Annotated in this window: 14 protein-coding genes; 9 read left to right on the top strand and 5 right to left on the bottom strand. The window is 64.5% G+C overall.

Annotated features, from left to right (window positions below; translation table 11 throughout):
- Positions 1-86 precede the first annotated feature (86 nt).
- A complete protein-coding gene (locus C5O79_RS26520; protein WP_131931882.1) occupies positions 87-584 on the top strand; it encodes a hypothetical protein in 498 nt (165 codons plus the stop codon).
- Positions 585-932: 348 nt separating this feature from the next.
- Here the strand turns inward: C5O79_RS26520 and C5O79_RS26515 are convergent, their stop codons facing one another.
- Complete coding sequence (locus C5O79_RS26515; RefSeq protein WP_131931880.1) at positions 933-1,928, bottom strand: LysR family transcriptional regulator; 996 nt, start codon at positions 1,926-1,928, stop codon at positions 933-935.
- 103 nt (positions 1,929-2,031) lie between these two features.
- Here C5O79_RS26515 and C5O79_RS26510 point away from each other — a divergent pair, with 103 nt between their 5' ends.
- Positions 2,032-2,406: a nuclear transport factor 2 family protein gene (locus tag C5O79_RS26510; RefSeq protein ID WP_047852003.1), complete on the top strand. Its 375-nt coding sequence runs from the start codon at positions 2,032-2,034 to the stop codon at positions 2,404-2,406.
- 174 nt (positions 2,407-2,580) lie between these two features.
- Here C5O79_RS26510 and kdgT read toward each other — a convergent pair whose 3' ends face one another.
- Positions 2,581-3,600 (bottom strand): 2-keto-3-deoxygluconate transporter, encoded by a 1,020-nt coding sequence (kdgT, locus tag C5O79_RS26505; RefSeq protein ID WP_131931878.1) that lies wholly within the window; start codon positions 3,598-3,600, stop codon positions 2,581-2,583.
- Positions 3,601-3,880: 280 nt separating this feature from the next.
- Between kdgT and kduI the strand changes: the two genes are divergently transcribed.
- The 4 genes from kduI to C5O79_RS26485 all read left to right on the top strand — a co-directional run bounded on the left by kduI (position 3,881) and on the right by C5O79_RS26485 (position 6,905).
- On the top strand, positions 3,881-4,717 hold the full coding sequence (gene kduI, locus C5O79_RS26500; RefSeq protein WP_131931876.1) for a 5-dehydro-4-deoxy-D-glucuronate isomerase: 837 nt from the start codon (positions 3,881-3,883) through the stop codon (positions 4,715-4,717).
- A gap of 4 nt (positions 4,718-4,721) precedes the next feature.
- Positions 4,722-5,528 (top strand): 2-dehydro-3-deoxy-D-gluconate 5-dehydrogenase KduD, encoded by an 807-nt coding sequence (kduD, locus tag C5O79_RS26495; RefSeq protein WP_046548926.1) that lies wholly within the window; start codon positions 4,722-4,724, stop codon positions 5,526-5,528.
- A 59-nt stretch (positions 5,529-5,587) separates the two neighbouring features.
- Positions 5,588-6,469: a DNA-binding transcriptional regulator KdgR gene (gene kdgR / locus C5O79_RS26490; RefSeq protein ID WP_046548927.1), complete on the top strand. Its 882-nt coding sequence runs from the start codon at positions 5,588-5,590 to the stop codon at positions 6,467-6,469.
- 64 nt (positions 6,470-6,533) lie between these two features.
- A complete protein-coding gene (locus C5O79_RS26485) occupies positions 6,534-6,905 on the top strand; it encodes a hypothetical protein (RefSeq protein ID WP_046549500.1) in 372 nt (123 codons plus the stop codon).
- A gap of 32 nt (positions 6,906-6,937) precedes the next feature.
- Here the strand turns inward: C5O79_RS26485 and C5O79_RS26480 are convergent, their stop codons facing one another.
- Positions 6,938-8,512 (bottom strand): EAL domain-containing protein, encoded by a 1,575-nt coding sequence (locus C5O79_RS26480; RefSeq protein ID WP_236862354.1) that lies wholly within the window; start codon positions 8,510-8,512, stop codon positions 6,938-6,940.
- A 464-nt stretch (positions 8,513-8,976) separates the two neighbouring features.
- On the opposite strand from C5O79_RS26480, the gene C5O79_RS26475 reads away from it, so the two are divergent.
- Positions 8,977-9,273 (top strand): hypothetical protein, encoded by a 297-nt coding sequence (locus C5O79_RS26475; RefSeq protein WP_046548929.1) that lies wholly within the window; start codon positions 8,977-8,979, stop codon positions 9,271-9,273.
- Positions 9,274-9,309: 36 nt separating this feature from the next.
- On the opposite strand, the gene C5O79_RS26470 is transcribed toward C5O79_RS26475, so the two are convergent.
- Together C5O79_RS26470 and C5O79_RS26465 are read right to left on the bottom strand one after the other, a co-directional pair.
- Positions 9,310-9,615, bottom strand: a complete 306-nt coding sequence (locus C5O79_RS26470) for a hypothetical protein (protein WP_122477262.1) — start codon at positions 9,613-9,615, stop codon at positions 9,310-9,312.
- A gap of 74 nt (positions 9,616-9,689) precedes the next feature.
- The gene (locus tag C5O79_RS26465; RefSeq protein ID WP_122474658.1) at positions 9,690-10,736 is read right to left on the bottom strand and encodes an AraC family transcriptional regulator; all 1,047 of its coding nucleotides are present in this window, start codon (positions 10,734-10,736) and stop codon (positions 9,690-9,692) included.
- 94 nt (positions 10,737-10,830) lie between these two features.
- Here C5O79_RS26465 and C5O79_RS26460 point away from each other — a divergent pair, with 94 nt between their 5' ends.
- On the top strand, positions 10,831-11,850 hold the full coding sequence (locus C5O79_RS26460; protein WP_122477264.1) for a sterol desaturase family protein: 1,020 nt from the start codon (positions 10,831-10,833) through the stop codon (positions 11,848-11,850).
- Positions 11,851-11,886: 36 nt separating this feature from the next.
- Complete coding sequence (locus C5O79_RS26455) at positions 11,887-12,567, top strand: alanyl-tRNA editing protein (protein WP_122474659.1); 681 nt, start codon at positions 11,887-11,889, stop codon at positions 12,565-12,567.
- The last annotated feature ends 5 nt before the right edge of the window (positions 12,568-12,572 follow it).

Here is a 12,572-nt window from a genome sequence, read left to right as displayed (position 1 = left end):
GAATGGGGGGGGGGAGATGTTGTGCCCTGTATGGCGTGTAATGATCGTAAGATTCGGGGTCGATTCAACCAATCAGGCGTCGTTCAATGAAAATCACGATGGATCGTGTCGCACGTGTTGCCTCGTATGCTGTTGTCACGGCTTGTCTGTGTGGAAGCGGGAGTACGCTACTCGCCGCGCCGAAACTGAAGATACTGCCGGCAGCCACGGAGGCCGGCTGGATACAGGCAGTCAAGCGACACCGGACAAAAGATGGTGCAACCGTTGCCGAAGTACTGGCCTATGCGGAGAAAATGAGGTCGCGAGTGTTCAAGGTCGAACGAATCGAAGTCGGCTACAACGGTGCGACGGGTATTGCCGATGCGGTGACGATTGGCTACTGGATCGGATCGAAGCGGGCACCGGACGACGTGTTTGTCGATCTCGGATATTCGATGTCTCCGGATGGTCGCGTCATGCCCGTATCGCCGGACGAGCACACTGCGACGGCATTGGAGAGCGGACGGAATGCATTTCTGCGCGCTGTTGACGATACGTATCGGGACACTTGCCGGTCCGATCCCGACCATCCGCCCGCTTGCTGACTTTCTTCACTCGCCACCGTCTCCACCCAACCTGGATTCCAGCTACCGGTTGGGTAACGCGGGACGTCGTGCGCGTCGCGGTCATCTCCAGCGTGGGCTCGGCGAGCGCGTGAAGTCCGGCGCGCAATCAGGTGACGGCGACCCGTTGCGCGACGCGCCATTCCGTGCGCGTTGAATTGGACGGTTTGAGGGGCCAGCGTCGCGCGGCGATTGCATGCCACTTTGGCGTCACTATGCGTCGACGGCGAGTTCGAGCACAGAGGCTCGGGGCGTGGCTGTTCTAACATTGATCGACACCGTATCGATCGCGAACCGGCAAACCTGAAACGACACGATGCAAGGAACGAATCAGGCGGATGACAACCGACGCAGCGTTTCGAGCACCGCCACTGACGGCTGCCGGCCAGCGCCAGCATCACTACCTTTCGACCGCAGCCCCGGCATCATCCCGACAACGAAGTCGATGAACGCCCGTACCTTGGCCGGCACGTGGTTCCGGCTCGGATAGTAGACGTAAAGCGGGAACGTCTCGTCGCACCAGTCCGTCAGCACCGGCTCCAGCGTGCCCGCCCGCAGGTGGCTGTCGATCCCGAGGTCGATCACCTGAGCGATCCCGTAGCCCGCCAGGCAGGCGCCGATTTTGGTTCCTGCATCAGTGACCATGAGCTTCCCGCTGACGGCCACCTTCACTTTCTCGTTGTCACGCCAGAACTCCCAATCGAAGGGCCTGCCGGTCGCCGGATCGATGGCCAGGATGCATTCATGGCCATCGTCGACCAGATCCTGCGGCGACCTCGGCCGACCGCGTTGCTCCAGGTACGACGGCGCGGCCACGGTCAGGACCCGCGGACTGTACAGCCTGCGGCAGACCAGGGTCGAAACGGTTGGCGGTCCGAACCGGATGGCGAGATCGAATCCGTCGCTGATCAGGTCCGGGAGGTCGTTCCGGGTCTCCAGCTTCACATGAAGCGCAGGGTGATCCTTCATGAACTGGGCCAGCTCCGGCGCCAGCACCAGGCGGGCGAAAACGGCATCGCACGCCACACGGAGCGTTCCGTTGACGATCGCGGTCTGGTGAGATGCGCCGGCGGTTGCCTCTTCAATTCCCTGGAGTAACGGCAGCACCTTGGACAACAGTTCATGGCCGGCGTCCGTCACTTCGACATGCCGGCTGGTGCGCTGCACGAGCTTCGCGCGCAGGCGGTCCTCCAGTCGCTGGATGGCGCGACTGACCGCCGGTTGAGTCTTGCCCAGACGAGATGCGGCACGGCCGAAGCTCCCGGATTCGGCGATGGCTGCCAGAACCAGCAAGCCGCTGACGAGCCCTCCATCGAGGTCTTCCATGATCCATGTGTTCCTGTAATGGCAGCGATAACCGGGGCGCCGTAGCCGAGGGCGGGGACGATCGCTCACTATACGAGCCGTTCACTACCGAGGAAAGCAAGCCATGACCCAGACCCAAGCCGTCGTCGCCTTGATCGAGGATTATTTCAATCTGGCTTATGAACCGAAGAGCCGTGACTTCGACTCGGTTTTTCACCCGAGTTGCCTGATTCAGTGGGTGGATGAAGGCCGGTTGCGCACGCTGTCGTCGCAGGAGTATGCGGCACTCATCCACGGGAGGCAGAGTCCTCGATCGATCGGCGCGCCGAGAGATGAAGCGATCCTGTCGACGGAGAATATCTCGGACAGCCTTTCAACGGCTACCGTACGGGTGCGAATCGGAAACAAGCTCTTCAACGATCATTTCGTCATGCATAAGGTAGATGGAAGCTGGCTGATCGCTACCAAGGCGTCCGCTGTAGTGCATACGTTCGACTGAAGCGCCACGCGGCGGATTCACGTCAACGTCCGGATTCGTGAGCGCGCCACGAAATGCACGAAAGCACCGGTGAACAAAAACCCCGGGAAACGCTTCGATTTTCCGGGGTTTTTACGCCATCGACCATCGACTGACTTGAAGCGGGGCCGGAGGCCAGACTCGAACCGACACCCTTCAAACATGCCCCTCATGCTCGATCGCCCGTCCCGGCGACGAGCGCGCGGCAACCTGCATCGGCACCCCCGACATCCTCGCCGCCCGCTTCGCCCACATCGCCGTCAATATCGGCACGAGAATCGCCGTCGCAAGGCAAGCGGTCGCGACGATCGCCGTCGCGGCCGGCACCATCGGCTTGAACTTCGGAATCATCTCGCCGATGATCGCCGGGTTCGCCACCGCGGCACCGGCCGTCGACGAAGCGGCGAGCCCGGCGGTGCCGTTGCCGCCGCCCAGAAGCTTGTCCGCGAGCATCAGCGGCACACCTGTCACGACGATCACGGCGAGCCCGAGCGCGATGCCTGGCAGCCCGCTCTTCGCGATCACGTTGAGATCGATGCCATTACCGAGCGCGAAGCCGAAGAACGGGATCAACGGATGCACGCAGCGCCCGAACAGCTCGCGCAGTTCCTCATCGAGGTTGCCGAGCGTGAAGCCGATCAGGAACGGCAGCACCGCGCCGACGAACAGCCGCGTCTCGAACACCGCGACGCCTGTGGCGCCGAGAATCAGCATGCTGACGAGCGGCCCCGATTCGATCGACATCAGCACGAATGCGCCGGCTTCTTCCTTGCTGCCGTACTGCTGCATCACGGCCGCGTAGAGGCCGCCGTTGGTCATGTCCATCGACGTCGTGATCGCGAGCAGCGACAGGCCGGCGAACAGGCCGGTCTTGATGCCGTCGTCGGGAATGAACTGCGCGGCGATCACCGTCGCGAGCCATGCGACCACGAGCTTCGTCGCGAGCAGCGTGCCCGATTTGCGCAGCACGACGCCGGTCGCGCGCAGGTTGATCGTCGCGCCCATGCAGAAGAACCAGACGGCGAGGATCGGCACCGTGCCCGCGATCAGGCCGTTGGTGAACGAGCCGAAGTACTTCCCGGCGTTCGGTGCGAACGTGTGCACGCATGCGCCGAGCAGCATCGGGACCAGCATGAGCCCGCCGGGGATGCGATCGATGGCCTGTTTCAGCTTCACGTCTCCTCCGTGGACGTCGATGCGTCCCGTTATCGAATGATGTCTGCTGACTGACTATAGGACATGATTCGGAATGACGTTCCGTTTTTGTGAGTATCGATGATAGTCGTATACCCGTAAGATGCGATGGCATTGATCCAAAAGGAATTTATCGGCCGAGGGCGTCGAATCAAAAATCCGGATCGTCGTTCCGAATTTGAGGAATGTGTGCTTCAATCTTCGTCAGGACGATCGTCGGTGCGGGTGCCGGCGGCATGTCCATTCCCCACGGAGAACCGGCATGGAAGTTCGGCAGGGCATCCACAGCGAACACGCAAGAACGCTCGATACGGCCGGCCTGCGCCGGCATTTCGTGATCGAGAACATCTTCGCGCCCGACGCGCTGTCGCTCACCTACAGCCACATCGACAGGATCGTCGTCGGCGGCGCGTGGCCGGCCACGCGGCCGGTCGAGGTACCCGCGTCGCTCGGCGCCGCGATGGGCGTGAGCCATCTGCTGGAGCGGCGCGAACTGGGCGCGATCAACATCGGCGGGCCCGGCTGGGTCGAGGTCGACGGGCAGCGTCACGCGGTGGGCACCGAGGAGGCGATCTACATCGGGCAAGGCGGGCAGGGTGTCGTGTTCGGCAGCGACGATCGCGCGCATCCCGCGAAGTTCTACCTGAACTGCGCACCGGCCCACACCGCGTATCCGACGCGCACGATCACGCTCGCGCAGGCATCGCCCGAAACGCTCGGCGATGCGGCCACGAGCAACCGCCGCACGATCTACAAGTTCATCGTGCCCGACGTGCTGCCCACCTGCCAGTTGTCGATGGGGATGACGAAGCTCGAGCCCGGCAGCCTGTGGAACACGATGCCATGCCATACGCACGAGCGCCGGATGGAGGTGTATTTCTACTTCAACCTCGCCGCCGACGCGGCCGTGTTCCACCTGCTCGGCGAGCCCCACGAGACGCGCCACGTGGTCGTGCACAACGAGCAGGCGGTGATCTCGCCGAGCTGGTCGATTCATTCGGGCGTCGGTACGAAGGCGTACACGTTCATTTGGGGGATGGCGGGCGAGAACCAGGTGTTCAAGGACATGGATCACGTCGCCGTTGCCGACCTGCGCTGACATCATGAAACGCGATACGCCCGATCTTCCTGCCGCCGATACGCGTGCCGCGCTCGCCGGCCTGTTCGACCTCACCGGCAAGGTCGCGATCGTCACCGGCTGCAACACGGGGCTCGGCGCGGCGATGGCCGTCGCGCTCGCGTCGGCGGGATGCGACATCGTCGGTGCGAACCGGTCGGCGCCCGACGAGACGTCGGCGCGCATTGAAGCGGCCGGCCGGCGTTTCGTCGACGTGCGCGCCGATCTGTCGACGCTCGAGCCGGTCGAGCGGATCGTCGGCGGCGCGGTCGACGTGTTCGGTCACGTCGACATCCTCGTCAACAACGCGGGCATGATCCGCCGCTGCGATGCGCTCGAATTCACCGAAGCCGACTGGGACACCGTGATCGACGTGAACCTGAAGAGCGTGTTCTTCCTGTCGCAGGCCGTCGCGCGCCGGATGGTGCAGCAGGGGCGCGGTGGCAAGATCGTGAACGTCGCGTCGATGCTGTCGTTCCAGGGCGGCATCCGCGTGCCGTCGTACACGGCGTCGAAGAGCGGCGTACTGGGCCTCACTCGCCTGCTCGCGAACGAATGGGCTGCGCGCGGGATCAACGTGAACGCGATCGCGCCCGGTTACATGGAAACCGACAACACCGCGCAACTGCGCGAGGACAGCCGGCGCAGTGACGAAATCCTCGGCCGCATCCCGGCCGGCCGCTGGGGCGTGCCGGACGATCTTGCGGGCGCGGCGGTGTTTCTTGCGTCGCGCGCATCGGACTACGTGCACGGTCACACGCTTGCCGTCGACGGTGGGTGGCTCGCGCGCTGACCGCGCCGCACGGCGAACGCGTTATGCTCTCCCGATTTGCCTCTCACGGATTCACGGACATGACAGCAACGCCCAGACAGCGCAAAGGCGATCAGGCGAACCAGGGATCCGAAGCCGATCCGTCGGCGGCAGGTGCGGCCGAAAAGGCCGACTCGGTTGCCGCCGTCGGCAAGGTCTTCACGATCCTTGCCGCGCTCGGCGATCGCCGCGAGATCGGCATCAGCGAACTGTCGCAGCATCTCGGCATGTCGAAGACGACGGTGCATCGTTTCCTGCAGACGCTGAAGACGCTCGGCTACGTCGCGCAGGAAGGCGAGACCGACCGCTACCGGCTGACGATCCGGCTGTTCGAACTCGGCAGCAAGGCGCTGGAGAGCGTGGACCTCGTGCGCGAGGCCGATCTCGAGATGCGCCGCATCGGGCAGCTGACGCGCGAAGCCGTGCATCTCGGCGCGTTCGACGAGGATGCGATCATCTACATCCACAAGATCGACGCCGATTACGGCCTGCGGATGCAGTCGCGGATTGGCCGGCGCAACCCGCTGTACAGCACGGCGATCGGCAAGGTGCTGCTCGCGTGGATGACGCCCGGCGAAGCGCGCACGGTGCTGGCCGGCATCGAGTTCAGGAAGTCGACCGCGAAGACGCTTGCGTCGGCGGATGCGGTCATGAGCATCCTGCCGCACGTGCGGCAGCAGGGCTATGGCGAAGACAACGAGGAGCAGGAAGATGGCCTGCTGTGTCTCGCGGTGCCCGTGTTCGACCGTTTCGATCGCGTGATCGCGGGATTGTCGCTGTCGTTCCCGACGATGCGGTGCGGCGCGGACACGAAGGCGCATTACGTCGCGCTGTTGAAGGAGGCAGGGCAGGCGATTTCCGAGCGGCTTGGCCATCGCCCGGAGGCGGCTGGCGTCGAGCAGGCGACGGTCGCACAGGATTGAGCACGTGCCGGTAGAGAGCCGGCAAAACGATACGACAATACGACGTCAATAACGGATCATGCAGATGAAAATGACGAAGCGCATCGCGATCGCGATGCTCGCGATCGGCGCGTGCGTGGGCACGAACGGTGCGTACGCAAAAAGCGCGGTGGACTGCACAAAGCTCGACGCGGCAACGAGCGGCCCGGACGACAACTTCCGGCCGCCCGCTTCGGGCACGGTCATCGGCGCGGGGCGCGCATACTTCTTCTCGGCGCCCGATGCACAATGCATGACGAAGCGGACCTTCATCATTCCCGGCGATTCGGTGACCGTCTACAAGTCTCACGGGCGCTGGTACAACATCATGTACATCAACGGCAAGACCGGCGACGACTTCGAAGGCTGGGTCGAGCAGGGCCGCGTGCGCCTGGGCGGTCAATACGGCGCGCAGTAATCGTCGGCGTGCAGGGGGCGGCGGCAACGCCGCTACACCGACACCCACGCACGATCCAGCTTCAAATGCTCCACCCGCTGCGGCCGCTGATACAGATAGCCCTGCGCATACTGAATCCCGACCGCATGCAGCGCGCGATGCTGTACTTCGGTCTCCACACCTTCCGCGATGATCTTCAGATCGTAGTGGTGCGCAACGGACGCGATCCCCTCGATCAACCCGGCACCCCCGCCGTTCAGTTGCGAGACGAACTGGCGATCGATCTTCACGTAGTCGAACGGAAAGCGCGACAGCATGTCGAGATTGCTGTGATGCGTGCCGAAATCGTCGATCGCGAACTTTGCGCCTTTCGCTCGTAGTGCATGGAACATCGCGGTGGTCCGCGCATTCCTCTCGAGCAGGATGCGCTCGGTCACTTCGAGCACCAGCGTAAAGCCGGGTGGCAGCGCGCGGATCGCCTCGTCGACGACGGATACGAACCGCGTGCGCTCGAGATCCTTCGGCGCGATGTTGATTGCGATGCGCAGCGGCACGCATGGTGTCAGCGCGGACAGTTCCGCAACGGCTGTCCGCAGCACGAATTCGGTCACTTTCGGCAGCACCGCGCTCGACTCGACCTGCGGGATGAACACGGCCGGGCTGATGGCCCCCCACTTGGGATGTTGCCAGCGCAGCAGCGCCTCGACACCGACGGTCCTGCGCGTTTCGACATCGACGATCGGCTGGTACATGACATGGAGCTCGTCGCGCCTGAGTGCATTGCGCACCGCCTTCAGCAACAGCCGGCGCGGCGCCATCGCGAGCAGGTAGGCCGCCATCACGAGGCCGTCCGCCAGCAGCACGATCGTGATGCCGATCATCCGATAGTGCTGCCGGACCTGCGACGCATAGTGCGCGGATGCGGCAACCTGCACCGTGAACGGCCAGCGGGGCGACACGATCGTGCTCCCGCCTGCGGGTTCCGTGGCCGACTCCGGCGTGAACTTCCCGTGTTGATCGAGATGGCCCGAACCCGCGATCGACAGCGTCGCGGTTTCCGTCCCGTAGCGGGCGCCGTGCGCGAGCGCGTCGGCCACGTAGTCGCCTTCGATCAGGTAGAGCACACCCGCGCCGGGTGCGGTCGCGTAAAACACCGGCAGCACCGGAATGCCCTGCTGGAACGGCGTCTGGCGCAGCAGCGTGACGAGCGTCGAGCCCGGTTCCGGCTCATGGGTATACGCGTCGAGCGGCAGGTCGATCGCCCCCAGCGCCGACGAGCACATGACACGGCCCTCGTGCACCAGCGCGACGGCGCGCAGATAGCGCAGGCGCGTGCCTATCTCGGCGAGCGTCCGGAATACCGCCGGGCACGGCCGCCCGACGAGCGCAGTCAGTTCGTCCACATGCCGCAGGCGCGCACCGTCCAGGATGCGGTCCACCGAGGCCACGATGTCGTTTGCGATGATGCGTTCATGCTCGGTGACGGTGTCGCGCGCGTAGCGATCGGCAAGCGCGATCGCGAATGCCGGCACGAGCACGCAAACGATTACGGCGGCGAAAAAGGCGACCCGCGGCCATGTGCCGCTGCGCTGGAAAACGGCCTTCGAGCCTGGCGTGAACGCTGACATTCCCGCGGTCGCCTTTGGTGTTGTGTGTATGGAGAGGCGAGTCGAACCGGTCGATACACCCACGGCGCGCGTGCGTCATGCCGGGTTCGGGCCATGCGCGGTGCGTACCGGTATCACAAAGCGATCGATGCTACCCGTCGCCATCGGCCAATCATTCCGGAGGCTTGCCTCTGTAAACATGTGCATATGGCGCATGTATATAGACGTAGCACACCGAAAAAACCCCCGGCCGCATGGTCTTGCGGCCGGGACGAAAAAACACCGTCTCTTTGGCACGAGGATGGTGCGCGGCAAGTATAAGATGTGATCAGAGATTGCGAAATATTGTTATTCAACAATTGGTGTAGTTTTGTCATTGTGTCTCGACAGGAAACATTCTTTCGGGATGCTGTCTTCATCGACTTGCCGGTGGCGTTCGCGCGGTTGCTGCGCGGTACGGTCGCGTTTCTTGCTGATGGTTCGGAATGGAAGAAAGTGCCGTGCCCACGGTCATCGTGACCGATGGTGCCGCCGCAGCCGACGGCGGCTCGCTGTGGATCCGGATTGCCGTGGACGGGCAAGCCCGCCACTACTCACTCGACCGCGCGCTCGCTTCGCGCGGTACGCCGCGCTACAACACCATCAGCGGCGCACATGGGCCGCTTTCGAAAGGTGAACGAAAGGAATTGCTCGCGCTGCTGCGCAGCATCGCCGACCCCGTGATGTGGGCGGCCATGGTCGCCACGTTCATCCAGGTCCTGCAGGCGTCGGAAGACACGTGAAGGATGCGGGGCCGGCGCGTCGCGCGCGGCCGCGATTCAGAAATCGTTGCGCATCTTGCGCAGCAGGTCACCGCCCGACTGATGCGTATCCACCGCGGTGAGCACATCGGTCAGGAACCACGGCAGGTTCAGTTGCGTATTGGAATCGCTGACGCATACGCGGATCGGCGGTGCCTTCGACGGCGAGCGCGCGTCGGGCGTGGCGTCGCGGGACGGCACGCAGTTTCTTGCGTGCGCTTGAACGGGCGCGGGCTCGGCGCTGCCGGACGGCGCACCGGCGGCGGCCGGCAAGCTGAAGACGGCCAGCAGGGTCAGGACAGCGATAGCAGCAGCGCGTTTCATGGAATTCTCCGGCGATGCTCGTTCGACCGCGCGGGCGGACGCGAGTTCGTCGGCGGCACGCTTGCGTGCCGCGCTCAGCCGCGCGCGACGTTCGCGGCCCGCGCCGGTTGCCGGCTGCGCCACTGCTGCGGCGATTCGCCGGTCCAGCGCCGGAAGGCGCGGGTAAAGGCGCTGTGCTCCGAATAGCCGAGCAACCACGCGACTTCCGCGAGCGTCAGGCGCGGATCGTTCAGGTGGTCGATCGCGAGCCGCCGCCGCGTGTCCTCGCGCAGTATCCGGAAATTGAGCCCGAGTTCGGCAAGGCGCCGATGCAGCGTGCGCGACGACACATGCAGGTCTGCGGCGATCTGTTCGAGGCTCGCTTCGCCTTGCGTCAGCAGGCGCGCGACGGCTTCGCGCACCGACTGTTCGAGATCGTCCGTCTGCCGCAGCTCGGCAAGCAGCGCGCTCGCCTGGCGTTCCATCATCTGCAGCAGCGCGTCGTCCGGCTGGCGCAGCGGCTGCATGAGCAGGTGCAGCGGGAAGGCGAGGCGGTTCACGGGCTGGCCGAATCGCACCGGGCAGCCGAAATAATCGATGTACGGTTGCTCGTCGCCGGGCGACGGATGCATGAAGCAGACCTCGTCGGGCCCGTGATGCGTACCGGTGATGTTGCGCGCGAACTGGACGACGGCAGTCAGCGCGACTTCGTCGACGAGCGGGCCGAGCGGCTCGGGCGCGTCGTGCCATTCGATCGCGACCGACGTTGCCTCGATCCGCACTTCCATGCGCGCGACGTTCGCGATCAGGTGTTCGTACTGCTGCCAGCGTGCGAGTGCGGCGCCGGCATCGCGGCACGCATGCAACGCGTAGCCGAGCGCACCGAGATGGGCGGGCGTGATTCGCTGGCCGACGTGCAGGCCGAGCAGCGGATCGTCGAGCGCGCGCGTCGCGCATTCGAGCAGGCGCCGCCAGTGGGCGCTCGCGTACAGCGTGAGCCCGCGATCGTCCTCGGGTGGCCGGGCCTCGCCGAGCACGTGCACGGCATCCTTGCCCTGCTCGGACAGATAGTCGAACAACAGCCGCACGTAGGTGCTCGAGTAGTAGACGCGCTGCGTCGATAGCGGGGAGGCGGCGGGCATGGCGGAAAGTGTCAAGTAATCGTCGGCAAGTGTCAACGCGGGGCGGCCCGTGCGCGACCATACTGCCGGTCAGTTCTTGATCGAGGCCGCGAACATGCCGACCGAGTTGATGACGTGGCTCCATGCGTTCCTGGGTAACGACGTGGACTGGAAGCAGGTGCTGCTGATCGGCATGACGCCGATCTTCCTGATCGCGTTCGCGATCGAATACGCGGTGATGGCCGGGCGCGGCCGCCGCGAGCCGTTTCGCTGGAAGGAGATCGTCGCGAACCTGTCGCTCGGCGCCGGCTATCAAGTGGCCGAGACCGTGATGGGGCTCCTGTTCACGGGCGCGATCTTCGCGTGGGTCTACCGGCACCGGCTGTTCGACGTGCCGGTGAACGGCTTCACGATCGTGCCGATCTTCGTCGTCGTGGAGTTCTGCTACTACTGGTTTCATCGCACGTCGCATCGCGTGCGCTGGTTCTGGGCCGCGCACGTGCCGCATCACAGCGGCGAAGTGATGAACTTCACGACCGCGATGCGGCAGTCGCTGCTGAATGCGTTCGTGGGCGTGTTCGTGTTCTACCTGCCGCCGGTGTGGCTCGGCATCCCGCCGTCCGTCGTGCTGTTCCTGCTCGCGGTCGATCTCGCGTACCAGTACTTCGTGCATACCGAAGCGATCGGGCGGCTGCCGCGCTGGTTCGAGTACGTGTTCGACACGCCATCGAACCATCGTGCGCATCACGGCCGCAATCCGCGTTATATCGACAAGAATTACGGCGGCGTGCTGATCATCTTCGATCGCCTGTTCGGCACGTATGTCGAGGAAACGGAGCCGGTCGACTACGGGATCACGCAGCAGATTCGTTCGTATAACTTCCTGGTGCTGAACCTGCACGAGTTCGTCGACATGTGGCGCGACGTGTTTGCACCCGGGCCCGTCCTGCAGCGGCTGAAACACCTGTGGATGCCGCCCGAATGGGAGCGGCCGGGGCATCGGCCGATTCATACGTGGAGTGTCGAGCGCAAGGGGGAGGACGCGATTCCGACCGCATCGCTTGGCGTGCCTGACGAGGGTGCGTCGCCGCCAGGGCGCAAGATCGTACAAGCCACGCGTACTCGCTCGAGCTAACCTGCGTGCTTTCCTCGGCGAAAGGCACGGCGGGTAATGACGAAGAAAGTGTTCTGGGACGATCCCTACCTGACCACGCTGGATACCGTCGTCAGCCGCGTCGATGGCGATCGCGTGCGGGTGGACGCCACCATCTTCTTTGCGTTTTCGGGCGGGCAGGAAAGCGATGCGGGGTCGCTCGGCGGCTATCCGGTCATCCAGGCGGAAAAGCAGGGCCTCGACATCGTCTATACGCTGCCGCACGATCATGCGCTGAGCGTCGGCGATCGCGTGACCTGGCGCATCGACTGGACGAGGCGGTACCGGCTGATGCGTCTGCACTTCGCGGCCGAAATGGTGCTGCAGCTCGTCTACCGGCTCAGGCCCGGCATCGAGCGCATCGGCGCGCATATCGGTCAGGACAAGGCGCGTATCGACTTCGCGAGCGACACGAGCGTGGCGCCGCTGTTGCCCGGGATCGAATCGGCAGCGGCCGACCTGTCGAAGCGCGACCTGCGCATCGTGACCGATTTCAGCGATGTCGATGCACAACGCCGGTTCTGGACGGTCGACGGCTTCGCGACGATGGCGTGCGGCGGCACGCATCCGGCGTCGACCGGCGAGGTCGGCATGCTGACGCTCAAGCGCAGGAATACCGGGAAGGGCAAGGAGCGGATCGAGGTGATGCTGGTCGAGCCGGAGGTGGCCGGCGGGCAGCGCGATGAGCGGGTTGCGTAACCCGT

This window comes from Burkholderia sp. SRS-25 (assembly GCF_004343765.1).
Classification (GTDB): Bacteria; Pseudomonadota; Gammaproteobacteria; order Burkholderiales; family Burkholderiaceae; genus Burkholderia; species Burkholderia contaminans.
The sequence above is the reverse complement of the archived record's forward strand: the minus strand, read 5'-3'. Positions and strand labels throughout refer to the sequence as shown.

Coding starts and splice junctions, on each gene's coding strand:
- C5O79_RS26520 (WP_131931882.1), top strand. CDS start 87: ATGAAAATCACGATGGATCGTGTCGCACGTGTTGCCTCGTATGCTGTT.
- C5O79_RS26515 (WP_131931880.1), bottom strand. CDS start 1,928: ATGGAAGACCTCGATGGAGGGCTCGTCAGCGGCTTGCTGGTTCTGGCA.
- C5O79_RS26510 (WP_047852003.1), top strand. CDS start 2,032: ATGACCCAGACCCAAGCCGTCGTCGCCTTGATCGAGGATTATTTCAAT.
- kduI (WP_131931876.1), top strand. CDS start 3,881: ATGGAAGTTCGGCAGGGCATCCACAGCGAACACGCAAGAACGCTCGAT.
- kduD (WP_046548926.1), top strand. CDS start 4,722: ATGAAACGCGATACGCCCGATCTTCCTGCCGCCGATACGCGTGCCGCG.
- kdgR (WP_046548927.1), top strand. CDS start 5,588: ATGACAGCAACGCCCAGACAGCGCAAAGGCGATCAGGCGAACCAGGGA.
- C5O79_RS26485 (WP_046549500.1), top strand. CDS start 6,534: ATGAAAATGACGAAGCGCATCGCGATCGCGATGCTCGCGATCGGCGCG.
- C5O79_RS26480 (WP_236862354.1), bottom strand. CDS start 8,512: ATGTCAGCGTTCACGCCAGGCTCGAAGGCCGTTTTCCAGCGCAGCGGC.
- C5O79_RS26475 (WP_046548929.1), top strand. CDS start 8,977: ATGGAAGAAAGTGCCGTGCCCACGGTCATCGTGACCGATGGTGCCGCC.
- C5O79_RS26470 (WP_122477262.1), bottom strand. CDS start 9,615: ATGAAACGCGCTGCTGCTATCGCTGTCCTGACCCTGCTGGCCGTCTTC.
- C5O79_RS26465 (WP_122474658.1), bottom strand. CDS start 10,736: ATGCCCGCCGCCTCCCCGCTATCGACGCAGCGCGTCTACTACTCGAGC.
- C5O79_RS26460 (WP_122477264.1), top strand. CDS start 10,831: ATGCCGACCGAGTTGATGACGTGGCTCCATGCGTTCCTGGGTAACGAC.
- C5O79_RS26455 (WP_122474659.1), top strand. CDS start 11,887: ATGACGAAGAAAGTGTTCTGGGACGATCCCTACCTGACCACGCTGGAT.